The 16,203-nt window shown below is 61.8% G+C and carries 13 protein-coding genes; 4 read left to right on the forward strand and 9 right to left on the reverse strand.

Annotation, left to right across the window (positions count from 1 at the left end):
* Positions 1-219 precede the first annotated feature (219 nt).
* The 5 genes from AB8A38_RS27460 to AB8A38_RS27480 are packed head-to-tail and all read right to left on the reverse strand — an operon-like array spanning position 220 to position 5,939.
* Positions 220-1,071, reverse strand: a complete 852-nt coding sequence (locus AB8A38_RS27460) for an FAS1-like dehydratase domain-containing protein (protein ID WP_439088058.1) — start codon at positions 1,069-1,071, stop codon at positions 220-222.
* A gap of 25 nt (positions 1,072-1,096) precedes the next feature.
* Positions 1,097-2,191: a CaiB/BaiF CoA transferase family protein gene (locus AB8A38_RS27465; protein WP_439088059.1), complete on the reverse strand. Its 1,095-nt coding sequence runs from the start codon at positions 2,189-2,191 to the stop codon at positions 1,097-1,099.
* A 9-nt stretch (positions 2,192-2,200) separates the two neighbouring features.
* Positions 2,201-3,376, reverse strand: a complete 1,176-nt coding sequence (locus AB8A38_RS27470; RefSeq protein ID WP_089265293.1) for an acyl-CoA dehydrogenase family protein — start codon at positions 3,374-3,376, stop codon at positions 2,201-2,203.
* Between the two features lie 47 nt (positions 3,377-3,423).
* A complete protein-coding gene (locus AB8A38_RS27475; protein ID WP_439088060.1) occupies positions 3,424-4,695 on the reverse strand; it encodes a cytochrome P450 in 1,272 nt (423 codons plus the stop codon).
* A 47-nt stretch (positions 4,696-4,742) separates the two neighbouring features.
* Positions 4,743-5,939, reverse strand: a complete 1,197-nt coding sequence (locus AB8A38_RS27480) for a cytochrome P450 (RefSeq protein ID WP_439088617.1) — start codon at positions 5,937-5,939, stop codon at positions 4,743-4,745.
* 260 nt (positions 5,940-6,199) lie between these two features.
* On the opposite strand from AB8A38_RS27480, the gene AB8A38_RS27485 reads away from it, so the two are divergent.
* Both AB8A38_RS27485 and AB8A38_RS27490 read left to right on the forward strand, forming a co-directional pair.
* Positions 6,200-7,372, forward strand: a complete 1,173-nt coding sequence (locus tag AB8A38_RS27485; RefSeq protein ID WP_068734239.1) for an isovaleryl-CoA dehydrogenase — start codon at positions 6,200-6,202, stop codon at positions 7,370-7,372.
* 969 nt (positions 7,373-8,341) lie between these two features.
* Positions 8,342-9,415: an NAD(P)-dependent alcohol dehydrogenase gene (locus tag AB8A38_RS27490; protein ID WP_439088061.1), complete on the forward strand. Its 1,074-nt coding sequence runs from the start codon at positions 8,342-8,344 to the stop codon at positions 9,413-9,415.
* A gap of 51 nt (positions 9,416-9,466) precedes the next feature.
* Here the strand turns inward: AB8A38_RS27490 and AB8A38_RS27495 are convergent, their stop codons facing one another.
* A complete protein-coding gene (locus AB8A38_RS27495; protein ID WP_439088062.1) occupies positions 9,467-10,249 on the reverse strand; it encodes an SDR family oxidoreductase in 783 nt (260 codons plus the stop codon).
* Between the two features lie 64 nt (positions 10,250-10,313).
* Between AB8A38_RS27495 and AB8A38_RS27500 the strand changes: the two genes are divergently transcribed.
* A complete protein-coding gene (locus tag AB8A38_RS27500; RefSeq protein WP_439088063.1) occupies positions 10,314-11,594 on the forward strand; it encodes a Zn-dependent hydrolase in 1,281 nt (426 codons plus the stop codon).
* On the opposite strand, the gene AB8A38_RS27505 is transcribed toward AB8A38_RS27500, so the two are convergent.
* On the reverse strand, positions 11,591-13,579 hold the full coding sequence (locus AB8A38_RS27505; protein WP_439088064.1) for a putative bifunctional diguanylate cyclase/phosphodiesterase: 1,989 nt from the start codon (positions 13,577-13,579) through the stop codon (positions 11,591-11,593). The two genes, AB8A38_RS27500 and AB8A38_RS27505, sit on opposite strands and share 4 nt — an antisense overlap.
* Before the next feature lie 271 nt (positions 13,580-13,850).
* Here AB8A38_RS27505 and AB8A38_RS27510 point away from each other — a divergent pair, with 271 nt between their 5' ends.
* A complete protein-coding gene (locus AB8A38_RS27510) occupies positions 13,851-14,363 on the forward strand; it encodes a tyrosine phosphatase family protein (RefSeq protein WP_315843165.1) in 513 nt (170 codons plus the stop codon).
* Here the strand turns inward: AB8A38_RS27510 and cobS are convergent.
* Positions 14,356-15,120 carry an adenosylcobinamide-GDP ribazoletransferase gene (gene cobS / locus AB8A38_RS27515; RefSeq protein WP_315843164.1) on the reverse strand — a complete coding sequence of 255 codons (765 nt, stop codon included), beginning with the start codon at positions 15,118-15,120 and terminating at the stop codon, positions 14,356-14,358. The genes AB8A38_RS27510 and cobS overlap by 8 nt on opposite strands.
* Positions 15,121-16,176, reverse strand: coding sequence for a nicotinate-nucleotide--dimethylbenzimidazole phosphoribosyltransferase (cobT, locus tag AB8A38_RS27520; RefSeq protein WP_439088065.1), 1,056 nt, complete (start codon positions 16,174-16,176; stop codon positions 15,121-15,123). It lies immediately after the preceding gene.
* Between the last annotated feature and the right edge of the window lie 27 nt (positions 16,177-16,203).

Consider the following 16,203-nt stretch of genomic DNA (forward strand, 5'->3'; position numbering starts at 1 on the left):
ATCCCCGCGAAGCGAAGCTTCGCTAGGCGGGGAGAGGGGTGGGGTGAGCGGCGGGGCACATCGCCCGCGAAAGGCTGGGGAGATTGCGGATCGAAAAGTCGAGATCCGATAGGTGAGGCCACTGGGTCTTTATGGCGCGCTTCCCCTCACCCGCCGCGAAGGCGCGGCGACCTCTCCCCGCGCAGAGCGGGGAGAGGTTAGGTCAGAGCGTCGCTGCGATTACCAGCTCGCCGTCGCCTTCATGGTCGGCGCGCCCTGATGGTTTGCGGTCCAGACCTCGAGCCCATCCGCCGTCTCGTTCGCATTCACCGAGAAATTCGCGCCGTCGAACAGTGGTGACACGCCACGATAGCTGAACTTGGCGGGCGCCTTGCCACCCTTGAGCTTGGCCGCGAATTCCACCAGCAGCGCCGCCTGCAACGGCCCATGAAACACGAGGCCCGGATAGAATTCGACCTTGGTGACATAATCGCGGTCGTAATGGATGCGGTGGCCGTTGAAGGTCAGCGCACTGTAGCGGAACAGCAGCACGGGATCGGCGTAATGCGTTTCCTGATGCTTCGCCGCAGGGACTTCCTTTGGCGCGGGCGCCGGCGGCGCCATGCTGGTCGGCATGTCCCGATAGACGATGTCCTGTCGTTCGCGGATGGCGAGGCCGCGCCTGGTGGTGATCAGGTGCTCGACATTGACGAAGCACAGCGCGCCGGTCGAGCCGGTCTTGAGATTGACGTCGAGGATCTTTGACGAGCGCGTGACCTCATCGCCGACAAGCAACGGCTCGATGAACTGCACTTCGCCGCCCGCCCACATGCGACGTGGCAGCGGTACCGGCGGCAGGAAGCCGCCGCGCGCGGGATGGCCGTCCGGGCCGAGCTTGTCCATCGCAGCGACCGGTTGGGCCAGACACCAATGGGTGGTGAACGGCGCGGCATCGCCTTGCTTCGGCGTGCCGATGTCCAGAAACAGTGTGGCGCGCAGACCCTTCACGAGCTGCGCAGTCACGACGTCGGAGGCCTCATCGGTGCGACCGATCCACTGCTTGAGATGATCGATGTCGAGTGTGTCGGTCATGACGACCTCCGTGTGATCTTGAAGATTACTTCTGCACTTCGCCGATGCCGGGGACGGCGCCGTAACTGCGCGGCGCATCGACCCAGATCGCCGCCGGCGCCGGATACGAAACTTCGCCATTCGGCGTGTTGACGGTGATGCGGCGCAAATGCGGATGGGTGGTGAGGTCCGCCATGGTGTTCACCTCCGCAAACGCGATGTCGGCATCCGTCAGCCGCGTCAGCAATTCATCGCGGCCGAGCGAACCAAAGATGTCGCTGACAGTCTGGTCGGTGAAGGCGCGGTTGCGCACGCGCTCGACGCCGTTGACGAGGCGTGGATCATTGGCCAGCGCGGCATCGCCCAGCACCTTGGCGCAGAGAATCTTCCATTCGCGCTCGCTCTGGATCGAGATCAGGATGTCCTTGCCGTCCCTGGAGCGAAACACGCCATAGGGCGCGATCGAGGGATGCGCGAGGCCCATGCGCTTCGGCTCGTTGCCGGCTTCGGCATTGAGCAGCGGTACGGTGAGCCAGTCGGCCATCACGTCAAACATGGAGATGCGGATATCGGCGCCTTCGCCGGTCACCGAACGGCCGATCAGCGCTTCCAAGATCGCCGCATGCGCGGCAGCGCCGGTGGCGACGTCGACGATGGAGACGCCGACGCGCGACGGGCCTTCAGGGCCGCCAGTGATCGACGCCAACCCGCTTTCGGCCTGGATCAGCAGGTCATAGGCTTTGCGATGGGCATAGGGCCCGGTGTCGCCATAACCGGTGATGGTGCAACAGATCAGCCGCGGATAGTCCTTGCGCAGGCGCTCGCGCGTGAAGCCGAGCTTGTCCATGGAGCCGGGCTTGAGATTCTGGATCAGCACATCGGCGGTGGCGATCAGCTCTTCCATCGCCTTACGGCCTTCCGGTGTCGCGAGATCGACCACCACGGAATCCTTGCCGCGGTTGAGCCAGACGAAGTAGCTGCTCTGGCCCTTGGCCGCGGCGTCATATCCCCTAGCGAAGTCGCCTTCGGGGCGCTCGATCTTGATGACATGTGCGCCGGCATCCGCGAGCCGCGAACTGCAGAATGGTGCAGCCACCGCCTGTTCAACGGCGATGACAGTCAGTCCCTTGAGCGGCAGCATGTGTCTATCTCAATACGAGCGCGGCATGCCGAGCACGTGCTCGGCCACGAAGGACAGGATCAGGTTGGTCGAGATCGGCGCCACCTGATACAGACGCGTCTCGCGGAATTTGCGCTCGACGTCGTATTCCTCGGCAAATCCAAAACCGCCATGGGTCTGGATACAGGCATTGGCCGCCTCGAAGGACGCATCGGCGGCGAGCATCTTGGCCATGTTGGCCTCGGCGCCGCATTCCATCCCGGCTTCGTATTTGCGCAGCGCTTCCTTCACCATCAGCTCGGCCGCGCGCATATTCGCATAGGCCTTGGCGATGGGGAATTGAATGCCCTGGTTCTGTCCAATCGGGCGGCCGAACACCTGGCGTTCCTTGGCATAGGCCGACGCCTTGGCGATGAACCACTTGGCATCGCCGACGCATTCGCTGGCGATCAGGATGCGCTCGGCATTCATGCCGGAGAGGATGTAGCGGAAGCCCTTGCCCTCTTCGCCAATCAGGTTTTCCGCCGGCACCTTCATGTCGGTGAAGAACACTTCGGTGGTGGCATGGTTCATCATGGTGCGGATCGGGCGGATCTCGAGGCCGTTCTTCTTGGCCTCTTTCATGTCCACCAGAAACACCGACAGGCCGTCGGTGCGCTTCGCGGCCTGTTCCTTCGGCGTGGTGCGTGCGAGCAGCACCATCAGGTCGGAATATTCGGCGCGGCTGGTCCAGATCTTCTGGCCGTTGACGATGTAGTCGCCGTTATCGTCCTTCTTCGCCACCGTCTTCAGCGACGACGTGTCCGTGCCCGAGGTCGGTTCGGTGACGCCGAAGGCCTGCAGGCGAACTTCGCCACTGGCGATCTTCGGCAGCCACTTGGCCTTCTGCTCGTCATTGCCATGACGCAGCACGGTGCCCATCGTATACATCTGCGCGTGGCAGCCGCCGCCATTACAACCGGCGCGCTGGATCTCTTCGAGGATCGCCGCTGCGGCCGACAGTTTGAGGCCGGAGCCGCCATATTCCTCGGGGATCAGAACCGACAGGTAGCCGGCTTCGGTCAATGCATCGACGAAAGCCTTCGGATAGGCCATCTCGCGGTCGAGCTTGCGCCAGTATTCACCGGGGAACTGCGCACACAGTTTGGCAACGGCATCGCGGATATCGTGGAATTCGTCCTGTTCCGCGGGATGGTGTTTCGTCAAGGAATTGAGCTTCTCTTCTTGAGGGGAAAATTATGAATCCTGACCGGCTAGGAGATTCTGACTGGCAGGGTCTCGTAGCCTTTAACGAAGCTCGAATACACGCGCTTGGGTTCCCCCACAACTTCGATGTTCTCGAACCGTTTCAGTATCTCCTCCCAAACGATCCTCAATTGCAACTCCGCCAGGCGCATGCCCACGCAACGGTGTATGCCAAAACCGAATGACAGGTGAATCTTCGGCCGTGCGCGGTCGATGATGAACTCGTTCGGGCGCTCGATCACCTCCTCGTCGCGGTTGCCCGAGACGTACCACATCACCACCCGGTCGCCCTTCTTGATGGTCTTGCCGCCGAGTTCAGTATCCTGCATGGCGGTACGGCGCATATGCGCCAGCGGCGTCTGCCAGCGGATCACTTCGGGGACCATGGTCTCGATAAGCGACGGATTGTCGCGCAACTTCTGATACTGGTCGGGGTTCTCGTTCAGCGCCAGCACCGAGCCGGTCATGGTGTTGCGGGTGGTATCGTTGCCGCCGACGATCAACAGGATGATATTGCCCATCAGTGTGTCGGGATCCATAAAGCGCGTCGCGTCGCTATGCGCCATCATGGAAATCAGGTCATTCCGCGGGTCGGAATTCACGCGCTCGTTCCAGAGCTTCTGGAAATAGGCGGCGCATTCGTCCATCTCGCGGCGGCGTTCTTCCTCCGACGACACGATTCCACTTTTTGGCAGCGCCGTGGACACGTCCGACCAGCGCGTCAGCTTGCGGCGCTCTTCCCATGGGAAATCGAACAGGGTCGCCAGCATCTGTGTGGTGAGTTCGACAGAGACGCGTTCAACCCAGTCGAAGGTCTCGCCGCGCGGCAATCCGTCGAGCACCTTGCAGACGCGCCCACGGATCAGCACCGCCATCTCGTCGAGATGATCAGGCGTGAACATCGGCGTCACGGTCTTGCGCTGTGCGCTGTGCTTCGGCTCATCCATGGCGATGAAGCTCGGCCAGTCATAGCCTTCCGGCACGTCGCGGATCGCGATGCCGCCATGCTTCACGTCGGACGAGAAGATGCCGTGATTGGTGTCGACCTTCATGATGTCGTTGTACTTGGTCACCGACCAGTAGGGTTCGATCGGCGCATTGGTGCAGTAATGCACAGGCTCTTCCGCGCGCAGCCGCTCGAAGAACGGCCACAGCGTATCGGTCGCGAACAATTTCGGCGCGCCGGGATGGAAGTCCTTCAGTGGCGTCGAATAGGCGATCTCGCGCGCGACGCGCTGGATCTCGGCTTTGTCAGGATTGATCCTGGCTTGGATATTCATGGCGTCTGCTCTCCAAAAATCGATCCTGAGCCGTTGCGGTCGCTGGTTCAGCCAGCGATCCGCACAGGCAGTGTTTCATAGCCCTTCACGAAGCTCGAAAAAACGCGGCGCGGCTCGCCGACGACTTCGATCCTGTCGAAGCGCTTGATGATCTCTTCCCACACAATCTTCAATTGAAGTTCGGCAAGTCTGAGCCCGACGCAGCGGTGGATGCCGAAGCCGAATGACAGATGGCGGTTCGGCCTGATGCGGTCGATGATGAATTCGTTGGGGTTTTCGATGACCTCGTCGTCGCGATTGCCCGAGACATACCACATCACGACCTTGTCACCCTTCCTGATCTGCTTGCCGCCGAGCTCGGTGTCCTGCACCGCCGTGCGCCGCATATGTGCGAGCGGCGTCTGCCAGCGGATGATCTCCGGCACCATGCTCTCGATCAGCGCCGGGTTGGCGCGCAGCTTGTCATATTCACCGGGGAATTTATTGAGCGCGTAGAGGCCGCCAGACATCGAATTGCGCGTGGTATCGTTGCCGCCGACGATCAGCAGAATGATGTTGCCGAGAAAACTCTCCGGATCGAGATGCCGAGTGGCCTCGCTATGCGCCATCATCGATATCAAGTCGCTCTTCGGCGGCGCATTGAGCCGCTCCTGAAACAGTCGTCCGAAATACTCGCCGCATTCGCGCAGTTCTCTTTGCCGCTCCAGCTCGGCCTCGGGCGTGGGTGGCAACATGGTGGCGACATCCGACCAGTGAGTGAGCTTGCGGCGCTCCTCCCAGGGAAAGTCGAACAGCGTCGCCAGCATCTGCGTGGTGAGTTCGATTGACACGCGATCGACCCAGTCGAAGGTCTCGTTGCGGGGCAGGGAGTCCAGCACCTCGGCAGTGCGACTGCGGATCAGGCTGGAGAGCTCGTCCATGTGGTGAGGTGCGAACATCGGCGCCACCGTCTTGCGCTGGGCGCTGTGATGCGGCGGATCTGTGGCAATGAACATCGGCCGGCGGAACTGCACACCGGCATCGCGAATGGTGATGCCGCCGAATGCTGCCGCGGAGGAGTAGGTGGCGTGATTGGTCTCGACCTGCATGATGTCGTTGTACTTGGTCACCGACCAATACGGTCCGAACATGCTGTCCTTGCAGTAGTGGACGGGATCCTCGCGGCGCAGCCGTTCGAAATAGGGCCAGAACGTATCGGTGCGGAACAGTTCGGGATTGCCGGGATCGAACTCATCGAGCGGCATCCCGTAAGCTTGGGCGTGGGCGGCGGCTTGGGCGGATTTGCTGCTGTCGGAATCCTGGACGCGATCGAGCATCGGTTCTCTCCCCTGGCATGCCTTCCGTGGTTGGTCCCGGAGGGCTTATTTGGATGAATTACAACCCGTTGCGGGGCCAAGAGCAAGGACCACTTTATGCCTCTTCTCAGCCCGTTCGGCCCGTGACATGGTGATTTCAATCAACAAAACCGGCGCGCTTGCGCGCCGTTCTGACCGGAGGCGACCCTGTGATTTCGAACGCTCAACGGATGTTCAATTTTGATCTCGGCGAGACCGCGGATGCGATTCGCGAGACCGTGCGTGACTTCTCCCAGAACGAGATCGCGCCGCGCGCCGAAGCCATCGACAAGACCAACCAGTTTCCGCTCGATCTCTGGCCCAAGATCGGCGCGCTCGGCCTGCACGGTATCACGGTGGAGGAAGAGTTCGGCGGCGCCGGGCTCGGCTATCTCGAACACGTCATCGCGGTGGAAGAGATTTCGCGCGCCTCGGCGTCGGTGGGCCTGTCCTATGGCGCGCATTCGAACCTCTGCGTCAATCAGTTGCGTCGCAATGGCAACGAGGCGCAGAAGCGCAAATATCTGCCGAAGCTGATCTCCGGCGAACATGTCGGATCCCTCGCGATGTCCGAGCCGGGTTCCGGCTCGGACGTGGTGTCGATGAAGACTCGCGCCGACAAGAAGGGCGACCGCTACGTTCTCAATGGCAACAAGATGTGGATCACCAATGGCCCGGTGGCGCAGACGCTGGTGGTCTATGCCAAGACCGATCCGGCGGCCGGCCCGCGCGGTATCACCGCCTTCATCATCGAAAAGGGCATGAAGGGTTTCTCGACGGCGCAGAAGCTCGACAAGCTGGGCATGCGTGGCTCGGATACCTGCGAACTCGTATTCGAGGATTGCGAAGTGCCCGAGGAGAACGTGCTCGCCGAGGTCGGTCGCGGCGTCAATGTCCTGATGTCCGGCCTCGATTATGAGCGCGCGGTGCTCGCGGCAGGCCCGCTCGGCATCATGCAGGCCTGTCTCGACGTCGCGCAGCCTTATGTGCATGAGCGCAAACAGTTCGGCGAGCCGATCGGCAACTTCCAGCTCGTGCAGGGCAAGATCGCCGACATGTATGTCGCGCTGAGTTCGGCGCGAGCTTACGTTTATGCAGTCGCGAAAGCCTGCGATCGCGGCGAGACCACCCGCGAGGATGCCGCCGGGGCCATCCTCTACGCGTCGGAACGCGCCACGCAATGCGCGCTCGACGCGATCCAGCTGCTCGGCGGCAATGGCTATATCAACGACTATCCCACCGGCCGCCTGCTGCGGGACGCCAAACTCTACGAGATCGGCGCCGGCACCAGCGAGATCAGGCGGATGCTGATCGGGCGGGAGCTGTTCGCGAAGAACGGGTGAGGGGGAGATCCCCTGTATCTGGAGCGCTGACCTCTCCACTGTCGTTTCGGGGCGTCCGCCTGGGTTCGTCATTCCGGGGCGCACGAAAGCGGCGAAGCCGCTGAAGTGCGAACCCGGAATCCCAGAGTGCTTGGCGCTGACTAGAGACTCCCATGCTGGGATTCCGGGTTCGCGTGCGCGAAGGCGCGCCCGCGCCCCGGAATGACAGTTCGGGGCCCCCAAACATTTTTTCCTATCCTTCATTGACAACATCCCTGTAAGGTTTATATTCCCTTTGTCCTGCCCCACCGAGAGGGGCGATCGCGATCGTCACGTTCGCGGGGTGGGATGCGGTGGACGCCGGAGATGCGGCGTCACGCGGTTCATGGGGTGACGTCTGTCTTCGGGCAGGACGGATCTGCGCCAGCACTGCCACTGGCAAGGAGACGGCCGGCCTTGGGATGGAAAGACCCCTGGACAGTGTGACGGACGACCAAATCGAAACGCGTCCGGCTTACTCGCTTGAGGCTCCCTGTCCCTCCGCCGTGGGACCATCATTTTGGTGATCGGACCGTTCGCCAAGGCAAAGTGCAAGCAGGCTGAAAAAACACCGTATGCGGAACGTCGGGCACTTGCTCGGCGCCTCCGAAAGTCCTGATGCACTCACAATTGCGGAAGACCGCATTCGCATCAGGCCCAAGGGTGCAACGGGCACCCGGCGTTCCGCACGCCCTCTCACAGGGGGCGGGAATGCAGGACACGACGGCGCCCCCGCGCCGCAAATAACAGGGGTGAGGACGCATGTCTGGAGAGCGGTGGCTGTTTGACAAATTGAATCAAGAGCAACGCAGAAGCGCGGCTGTGTGCGCCATCTTCAGAGAGATTCAAAAGACATCGCCACTTGATCCACCTCAATCCGGTCACGGCAAAATGCGCAGATGATTGGCTCATGGCGTCGATCGACGCACCATCGCAAGCAGGAGCAGGATCATGCCGAAAATGAAGGCTGCGATATTCGTGGAGCCGGGTCGTATCGTTCTGGAGGATAAGCCGATCCCCGCTGTCGGTCCGCTCGATGCGCTGATGCGCATCACGACCACCACGATCTGCGGTACCGATGTGCATATCCTCAAGGGTGAATATCCGGTCGAGAAAGGGTTGACCGTCGGACACGAGCCGGTTGGTCTCATCGAGAAGCTCGGCAGTGCCGTCACCGGCTATCGCGAGGGCCAGCGCGTCATTGCCGGCGCCATCACGCCGAGCGGCCACAGTTATGCATGTCTCTGCGGCTGCTCATCGCAGGATGGCGCTGGAACGAAGCATGGCTTCAAGGCCAGCGGCGGCTGGCGGTTCGGCAATACGATCGACGGCGCGCAGGCCGAGTATGTGCTGGTCCCCGATGCCATGGTCAATCTCAGTCCGGTGCCCGACGCGTTGACGGATGAGCAGGTACTGATGTGTCCGGACATCATGTCGACGGGATTTGCCGGCGCCGAGCGCGGCCGCGTCAGGATCGGCGACACGGTGGTGGTGTTCGCTTTGGGGCCGATCGGACTCTGCGCCGTCGCGGGCGCGAAGCTGATGGGCGCGACCACGATCATCGGTGTCGATACGGTGCCCGCACGCATTGAGGTCGCCAAACGGATGGGTGCCGATATGGTCGTCGACTTCAAGAAGGGTGATCCGGTCAAGCAGATCATGGAGCTGACCGACGGCCGCGGCGTCGATGTGGCCATCGAAGCGCTCGGCACGCAAGGCACCTTCGAATCGGCACTGCGCGCACTGCGGCCGGGCGGCACCCTGAGCAGCCTTGGCGTCTATTCGACGGATCTGCAGATTCCCCTGAGCGCCTTTTCGGCGGGCCTTGGCGATAACACGATTGTCACCAGCCTGTGCCCCGGTGGCAAGGAGCGGATGCGGCGGCTGATGAACGTCGTCGCCTCCGGCCGCGTCGACCTGACGTCGCTGGTCACGCATCACTACAGACTGGACGATATCGAAAAAGCCTACGATCTGTTTGCGCACCAGCGCGATGGCGTGCTGAAGGTCGCCATCACGCCGTGAGGCGAGGAGGCGGCCAGCGCGAAGAGGCTGCGCTGGCTGCCTTTGATGCGCTCACATCGCCAGGAACGAGCGATTCCAGGTCGGGCTGATCAGCACCTCATTGATACAGACATGCGGGGGCATGCTGGCGATGAAGGCAATGGTCTTGCCGAGATCGTCCGGCTGCAGCATCCGCGCCATGACCTCGTCGCTCGGCGGCACCGGACGGTTCTTCATGATGTCAGTGGCGACCTCGCCCGGCGAGAGACAGCAGGCGCGCAAGCCGTTGACGCATTCGTCCATGTTGAAGGAATGGGTCAGCGCCAGCACGGCGTGCTTGGTGGCCGTATAGGCCGGCCCGGTCATTTTCGATACGATGCGCCCGGCCCACGAGGCGACATTGATGATGCAGCCGTCCTTCTGCGCGCGCATCGCAGGCAGCACTGCGCGCATGCAATACATCACGCCATTGAGATTGATGTCGACGATCTGGTCCCAGCCGTCCTGCGTGACGTCTTCCCAGCTCCGCTTCGGCAGGTTGACGCCGGCGCTGTTGACCAGAAGATCGATACGCCCATGTTTGGCGAGGATGGCCTGAGCCACCTTGTTGACGTCGTCGACATTGCTGACATCCAGCGCCATGGCCTCCACGGGCTTGCCGCCGGCGCCGAGTTCATCGGCGACGCCCTTCAGCACATCGGCGCGGCGGCCGGAAATGACCACCGTCCAGCCATCCGCCAGCAGCGCCTGCGCTCCCGCTCTGCCGATTCCGGTGCCGCCGCCGGTCACCCATGCGATCCTGGTCTTGCTGCTCACGATTTTCTCCCTGATCGTTTCTTGCTTCACGATGTCCATCGTCTTGCTTCACGATGGCCAAAGTGTTCAACAATAATCGTGCCGGCGCCAGTGCCGCCAATTCATGAGCCTCATGCCGATCATGCCGACCGAGACAAAGCCGCCCATCGATCAGAACCGCCTCTGGGACGACCATATGGCGCTGGCCGCCATCACCGATCCCGATAAGCCGTGGACGCGGCGGTCGTTCTCGCAGCGCTTCCTCGAGGGACGCGCCTGGCTGCGCGAGCAATTCATCGCTGCGGGCATGACTGTGCGCGTGGATGCAGGCGCCAACATGATCGCCCGGCTGGAAGGCGGCGTCCCGGGCCTGCCGCCGATCATGCTCGGCTCGCATTCCGACACGGTGCCATCCGGCGGCCGCTTCGACGGCATTTCCGGCATCCTCACGGCGCTTGAGGCCGTGCGCGCCCTGCAGGCGTCCGGCTACAAATCGCGGCACCCAATCGAGATCGTGGATTTCCTGGCCGAGGAGCCCAGCGAATACGGCCTGTCCTGCGTCGGCAGCCGCGCCATGGTCGGTGAGCTCGATGCCAGGATGCTGACTTACACCAATGCAGCCGGCGAAACCTTGGCCGATGCCATCAAGCGCGTCGGCGGCGATCCAGCAGCCATCGCCGCGATGCAGAAGCCGGAATTCGTTGGCTATCTTGAATTGCATATCGAGCAGGGCGTCGTGCTGGAAAGCAAGAAGCTCGATCTTGGCCTCGTCACCGGGATCGCCGGCATCACCCGCGTCGAGATCGTGCTGCAGGGTGCCGCCGATCATGCTGGCTCGACGCTGATGGAATATCGCAGGGATGCGAGCCTTCCCGCCGCTGAACTCGTGCTGCTGGTCGCGCAGCAGGCCAATGCATTTGCCGCGCGCAAGCAGGGCCACTTCGTCGCCACCACGGGGATCCTCGAGATCAGCCCGAACGCCGCTAATGTCGTACCCGGCGGTGCGCGCATGATCCTCGATATTCGCGCCGAGAAGGCTGCGCTGGTCGATGAATTCGTGGCACTGCTCGATCGCGAGAGCCTCGCCATCGCCAAACGCGCCAGGGTCGAACGCGAGCGTTTCGCGTTGATCTCGCAAAATCCTCCCGCGCCTTGCGACGATCATCTGCTCGACGTTCTCGGGCGTAGCGCTGCCAAGCTCGGCTATTCCACGACGCGGCTGGCGTCGGGGGCCGGTCACGATGCCGCTTTCATGTCGCATATCGGCCGCAGCGCGATGCTGTTCATTCCGTCAAAGGACGGCAAGAGCCATTGCCCGGAGGAATGGTCGGAGCCGGAGCAACTGGCCGTCGGGGCGGCAACGCTGTTCGAGGCGGTGCGGCTGCTCGACGGACAGAACGACTAGCCGGCGGTGCGTTCGGCCAGCATGCTGCGTTGAGCGGAGGCGAGGTAATCCCCAACCTGCTCGATGCTCATGGGCTTGGCGAAGAAATAGCCCTGCATGAGACGGCAGTTCTCCTTTTGCAGGAAGTCGACCTGTTCCGCGTTCTCGACACCTTCGACGATGCAGTCATGGCCGAGGCCGGCGCAGAGGCCTAGCATGGTGCGCAGGATCAAGCGCGAGGCATCGTCGGTTTCGATATTGCTGATGAAGCTGCGGTCGATCTTGACCTTGTCGAGTGGCAATTCGCGAATACAGCTCAGGCTCGAATAGCCGGTTCCGAAATCGTCCAGCGAGATGCGGGCTCCCAGAGTCTTCAGCGCATTCAGCGCTTCAGTCGCTTGCGCGAGATTGCCCATCACGGCCGTCTCGGTAATCTCGAAGTCGATGCGGCTGGCCTTCACCCTGCTTTGCTGGACAACAGCAATGATCTTGAGGATCGACAGGGGAGAGGCGACGTCAACCGCAGAGAGGTTGAACGAAATCCGGACGTGCTCCGGCCATGTGGCTGCGCCTTCCAGAGCCTTGCGAAGCAGCAACGGGGTCAACTGGCCGATCATGCCGGAACGCTCGGCGGCAACAATGAAGCTCATTGGCGGAACATTGCCGAGCTCCGGGCTCTTCCAGCGCGCCAGGGCTTCGAAGCTCGCAGGCTGTTGTGTTTCTGCGTCGATAATCGGCTGGTAGGCGATCCACAATTCCCGTTCGAGGTCGGCACTAGCCAGGGCCCGACTCACAGAGGAGGCCTCGCGGATATCGGCTTCGTGTTCTGCAGAAAACCGGACGGCCTTCCCACGCTTGTGCTGCTTGGCAAAGAACAGCGCGTAATCGGCGCGCTCGAACAAATCCTGCGCGGTCTTGGCTGTGTCCGGAAATTCCGCATATCCGATCGAGCAGCTGATGCTTACTGTAATGTCATCAATCTCGAACGGGATGTCGAATAGGTTCTCGATGCTCTCTTCCGCCTCAACAATTGCATCCGGGTCGAGCAATTGGTCGCTGAACATGACGAATTCGTCGCCGCCCAGTCTGCCCAGAAACACGTGAGGGGCGAGATGTGCGCGCAGTCTGTCTGCGACTTCGACCAGCAAGCGATCACCCGTGTGATGCCCATGGATGTCGTTGATAGGCTTGAAGCCGTCAAGATCCAGGATACCGAGCAGCAGGCCGCCGCTACTGTGCTCAGTGTTGACAATGCCGCGCTCGAGCTCGGCAAAGAAGTTCCGGCGATTGGGGAGACCGGTGAGGCTGTCGATATTTGAATTCCGGAAATTCTTGTCGCTCAGCACCTGCAGTTCAGCCTGCTTGATACGCAGCGCCTTTTCCGAATTCACCCGCTTCTCGAAGTCGGAGTAATTGCCGAGCAGCATGAAGAGAACGGCCCCGATAACCACGACGAAGTTGAAGGCGATGGAGACGAAGACCACATTGTCGCTGGAGCCGAAAAAGAACGCGAAGGGCACGACAACCAGCGCCATCACGATCAGCGCTGCCGCGCGCAGATGCATGAGGCAGAAGCCGCAGCCGATCGATGTCACGGCCATAAAGAACGCAACGTGGCTTTTGCTATAGGCGTCGCCATAGGGAAACAGGCTGAGGCTCCAGGCAGTGAACGCGACGCCGAGAATGCCTGCAAAGATGATGGAGCCGGTGAGCTTTTCTACGGCCTTGTTGAGTGACAGCGTGGTGTGCCGCGCTCTCAGCCAGCTCAGTATCCGGATCACACAAATTGCATCGAATGCAGCGGGGAGATAGACGGTAAGCAGATGTGGCGCCGTACCATAAAAGGTGATCGCAAGTGCCGTCGTGTTGACGACCACCAGTGCATACATCATCGGCACCTGACGGGTGAAGGCAGCGAGTTTTGCTTCCACCAGTTCGGGGTTTTCGCGCGGCACCCGGAAGATCGTTCCGATTTGTGATGCCGCCATTTCGAAGTAGTTCAGCATCGTACCGTCCTGGACTCTGCACTCGTGAGTTAGATACCTATCGCAACTTCTTTAAGATTGGCCTGCCTTGGCTGCTGAAAGTTCGAGATATTAACCGATTGTTCCGATTGGTATATTTTCCTCGGATTGCGATGGTGCAAGTGCGAAAAGGTCGGGGGTGGTATTAAGAAACCGACCTTGCATCATCGACATCGCAGCGGCATGAGGTTGAAGATGGTCCATTCGCCGTGGGTGAGAGGAAGGACATGACAACAGCGAGCAGGGTGTTCGAATGATCTATGTGAGCTCGCTCGGGGGCCTTGCTGCTGTGGCAGATTTGCTGCCGTCCTTCGATCTGCTGACCCTTCTGTCGCCCACAACGAGCGAGCGCGACTGGAGCGGGTTGGCGCGTGAGCGTCATGTGGAGCTGACCTTTCACGATATCGTTGAAGTGACGCCGGACCTGATCGCGCCCGATGCCGACGTCGTGGATGCCATTCTTCAATTTGGCCGCGGCAGCATCGCTGATCGCCCGATGCTCATTCATTGCTGGGCCGGCATCAGCCGTTCCAGCGCTGCGGCTTACGCCATCGCCTGCGATCGCAATCCTGGCTATGAGGCGGCAATTGCAGATGAACTACGCAAACGTTCGCCCTATGTGACTCCGAACAAATTGATGGTGCAATTGGCCGACGAACAGCTTGGCCGCAAAGGCCGCATGGTCGAAGCCATCGCGTGCATCGGCCGCGGCGCTGACGCCTTCGAAGGTGAGCCCTATCGATTGCCGTTGAGCTGGCCTATTTGATCAGGGCTGCGACACCAAGCAGAAAGCCGATCTCGAATAGTTGCTCGACGGCGCCGAGCACGTCGCCGGTGTAGCCACCGATTAGACGGCGCGACCAGAGTGCGAGCAACGCGGCGAGCGCTGCGCCGAGCAGAAGACCCGCAGCGAGTGAGGCGAGCGAGACGAGCGCCAGCGGGATCGCCGCAAGCACGATCACAACAAGTGCAAACAACGATTCCTCAAACCGCACGGGCGCTTCGGCGTAAGTGACCTTCATCGCACTGGTATCGCCGCCGTAGGGCAGGCGGTTCATCACAAGGGCCGGCATGGCGCGGGCTGCGGCGTGGACGGCGATCAGCGCTGTCGCACCTGCCCACATCGGCAATATGGCGAGCGCCGCAATGCGCAGCGCCGTGCCGAGGCCGAGTGCCAGAGCGCCGTAAGTACCGATGCGGCTGTCCTTCATGATCGCAAGACGCTTCTCGATGGTCCAGCCGCCGCCGAAACTGTCGGCCGTGTCGGCCAGGCCATCTTCGTGCAGGGCGCTGGTGATGACGATGCTTGTTGTAATCGCCAGCAAAGCCGCGATCAGCGGTGACCAGAATTCGCTGGCAACGAGAAACACGATTGCGGATGCGGCGCCAATGCCGGCACCGACGATCGGAAAATACTTCATTGCACGCGCAAGCCAGTCAGCCTCTTGCGCGTCCCCAGTTGCCGGTACCGGCAGCACCGTCAGGAAACGGATCGCATTCAAGAGATGCGGATCCAGTCTCATCTAGATCTTTCCGGCCAGCACGTCGTCGAGGCTCGCAACGTCGGTCAGCATGCGCGCGGCGGCACGGACCAGCGGCACCGCAAGCAGGGCGCCGGTGCCTTCGCCGAGCCGCAAGCCGAGATCGAGTAGCGGCGTCGCATCGAGTGCGTTCAGCACGATGTCATGGCCGCGTTCGGCCGAGCGGTGTGCGAAGACGCAGTAGTCGCGTGCAGCCGGGGACAGGCGAACGGCGAGCAGTGCCGCGGCGCTGGAGATGAAGCCGTCGATGATCACCGGCCGCCGTTGCGAAGCTGCACCGAGGATCGCTCCGGCCATGCCGGCGATTTCCAGTCCGCCGAATTGGGCCAGCACATCCAGGGGTACAGTTGCATCACTGCGCGCCGCCGCCTTCGTGATCGCCGCGCGCTTGCGCGCCATGCCGGCGTCATCCTGCCCGGCGCCAACGCCGATACAATCATCCAGGGGGGCCGGTGCGAGTCGATGAACCACTAGTGCCGAGGAGGCCGTGTTGCCGATTCCCATCTCGCCGAGCGCGATGATATCGGCGCCGGCCTTGATCTCACCGACGGCGATTCTGAAGCCGCGCGATAGTGCATCCGCCGCTTGCTCTGCCGTCATCGCAGGTTTGCGCGCAGCGTTGGCGGTGCCCATGCGGACCTTGGCGTCGATTAGCTTCGGATGGACAGGCAGTTCCGCAGCGACCCCGATGTCAATCACGCGGATGTCGATATTGTTGGCCGTGGCAAATGCATTGGCCGTGGCGCGGCCGGCCAGATAGGTCATCACCATCGCGACCGTGACCGCCGACGGATATTGCGACACGCCTTCGGCCACGAGTCCGTGATCCCCGGCAAATACCAGCAGCACGGCATTGTCGCCGCGCGGTTCGCCAGGATGCCGGATCATGCCGAGCTGCAGCGCCAGGTCCTCGATTCGTCCCAGCGAGCCCGGCGGCTTGGCCTTGCCGTCGATGACGGCACGGATGCCTGCCGCGATCTGCGGGTCAACACGCACAATGGCGGGCGGTTGCCACAATGGCTGGGAATGGGCGGACATAGGGTTCCTTTTCGCGGCCTAACTGAC

The organism is Tardiphaga sp. 839_C3_N1_4 (assembly GCF_051811045.1).
GTDB lineage: Bacteria > Pseudomonadota > Alphaproteobacteria > Rhizobiales > Xanthobacteraceae > Tardiphaga.

Excerpts from the sequence above, each read along its gene's own strand:
- AB8A38_RS27460 (WP_439088058.1), bottom strand. The coding sequence starts at position 1,071 with ATGACCGACACACTCGACATCGATCATCTCAAGCAGTGGATCGGTCGC.
- AB8A38_RS27500 (WP_439088063.1), top strand. The coding sequence starts at position 10,314 with ATGAGCCTCATGCCGATCATGCCGACCGAGACAAAGCCGCCCATCGAT.
- cobS (WP_315843164.1), bottom strand. The coding sequence starts at position 15,120 with ATGAGACTGGATCCGCATCTCTTGAATGCGATCCGTTTCCTGACGGTG.
- AB8A38_RS27465 (WP_439088059.1), bottom strand. The coding sequence starts at position 2,191 with ATGCTGCCGCTCAAGGGACTGACTGTCATCGCCGTTGAACAGGCGGTG.
- AB8A38_RS27475 (WP_439088060.1), bottom strand. The coding sequence starts at position 4,695 with ATGAATATCCAAGCCAGGATCAATCCTGACAAAGCCGAGATCCAGCGC.
- AB8A38_RS27505 (WP_439088064.1), bottom strand. The coding sequence starts at position 13,579 with ATGCTGAACTACTTCGAAATGGCGGCATCACAAATCGGAACGATCTTC.
- AB8A38_RS27495 (WP_439088062.1), bottom strand. The coding sequence starts at position 10,249 with ATGGACATCGTGAAGCAAGAAACGATCAGGGAGAAAATCGTGAGCAGC.
- AB8A38_RS27480 (WP_439088617.1), bottom strand. The coding sequence starts at position 5,939 with ATGCCGCTCGATGAGTTCGATCCCGGCAATCCCGAACTGTTCCGCACC.
- AB8A38_RS27490 (WP_439088061.1), top strand. The coding sequence starts at position 8,342 with ATGCCGAAAATGAAGGCTGCGATATTCGTGGAGCCGGGTCGTATCGTT.
- cobT (WP_439088065.1), bottom strand. The coding sequence starts at position 16,176 with ATGTCCGCCCATTCCCAGCCATTGTGGCAACCGCCCGCCATTGTGCGT.
- AB8A38_RS27510 (WP_315843165.1), top strand. The coding sequence starts at position 13,851 with ATGATCTATGTGAGCTCGCTCGGGGGCCTTGCTGCTGTGGCAGATTTG.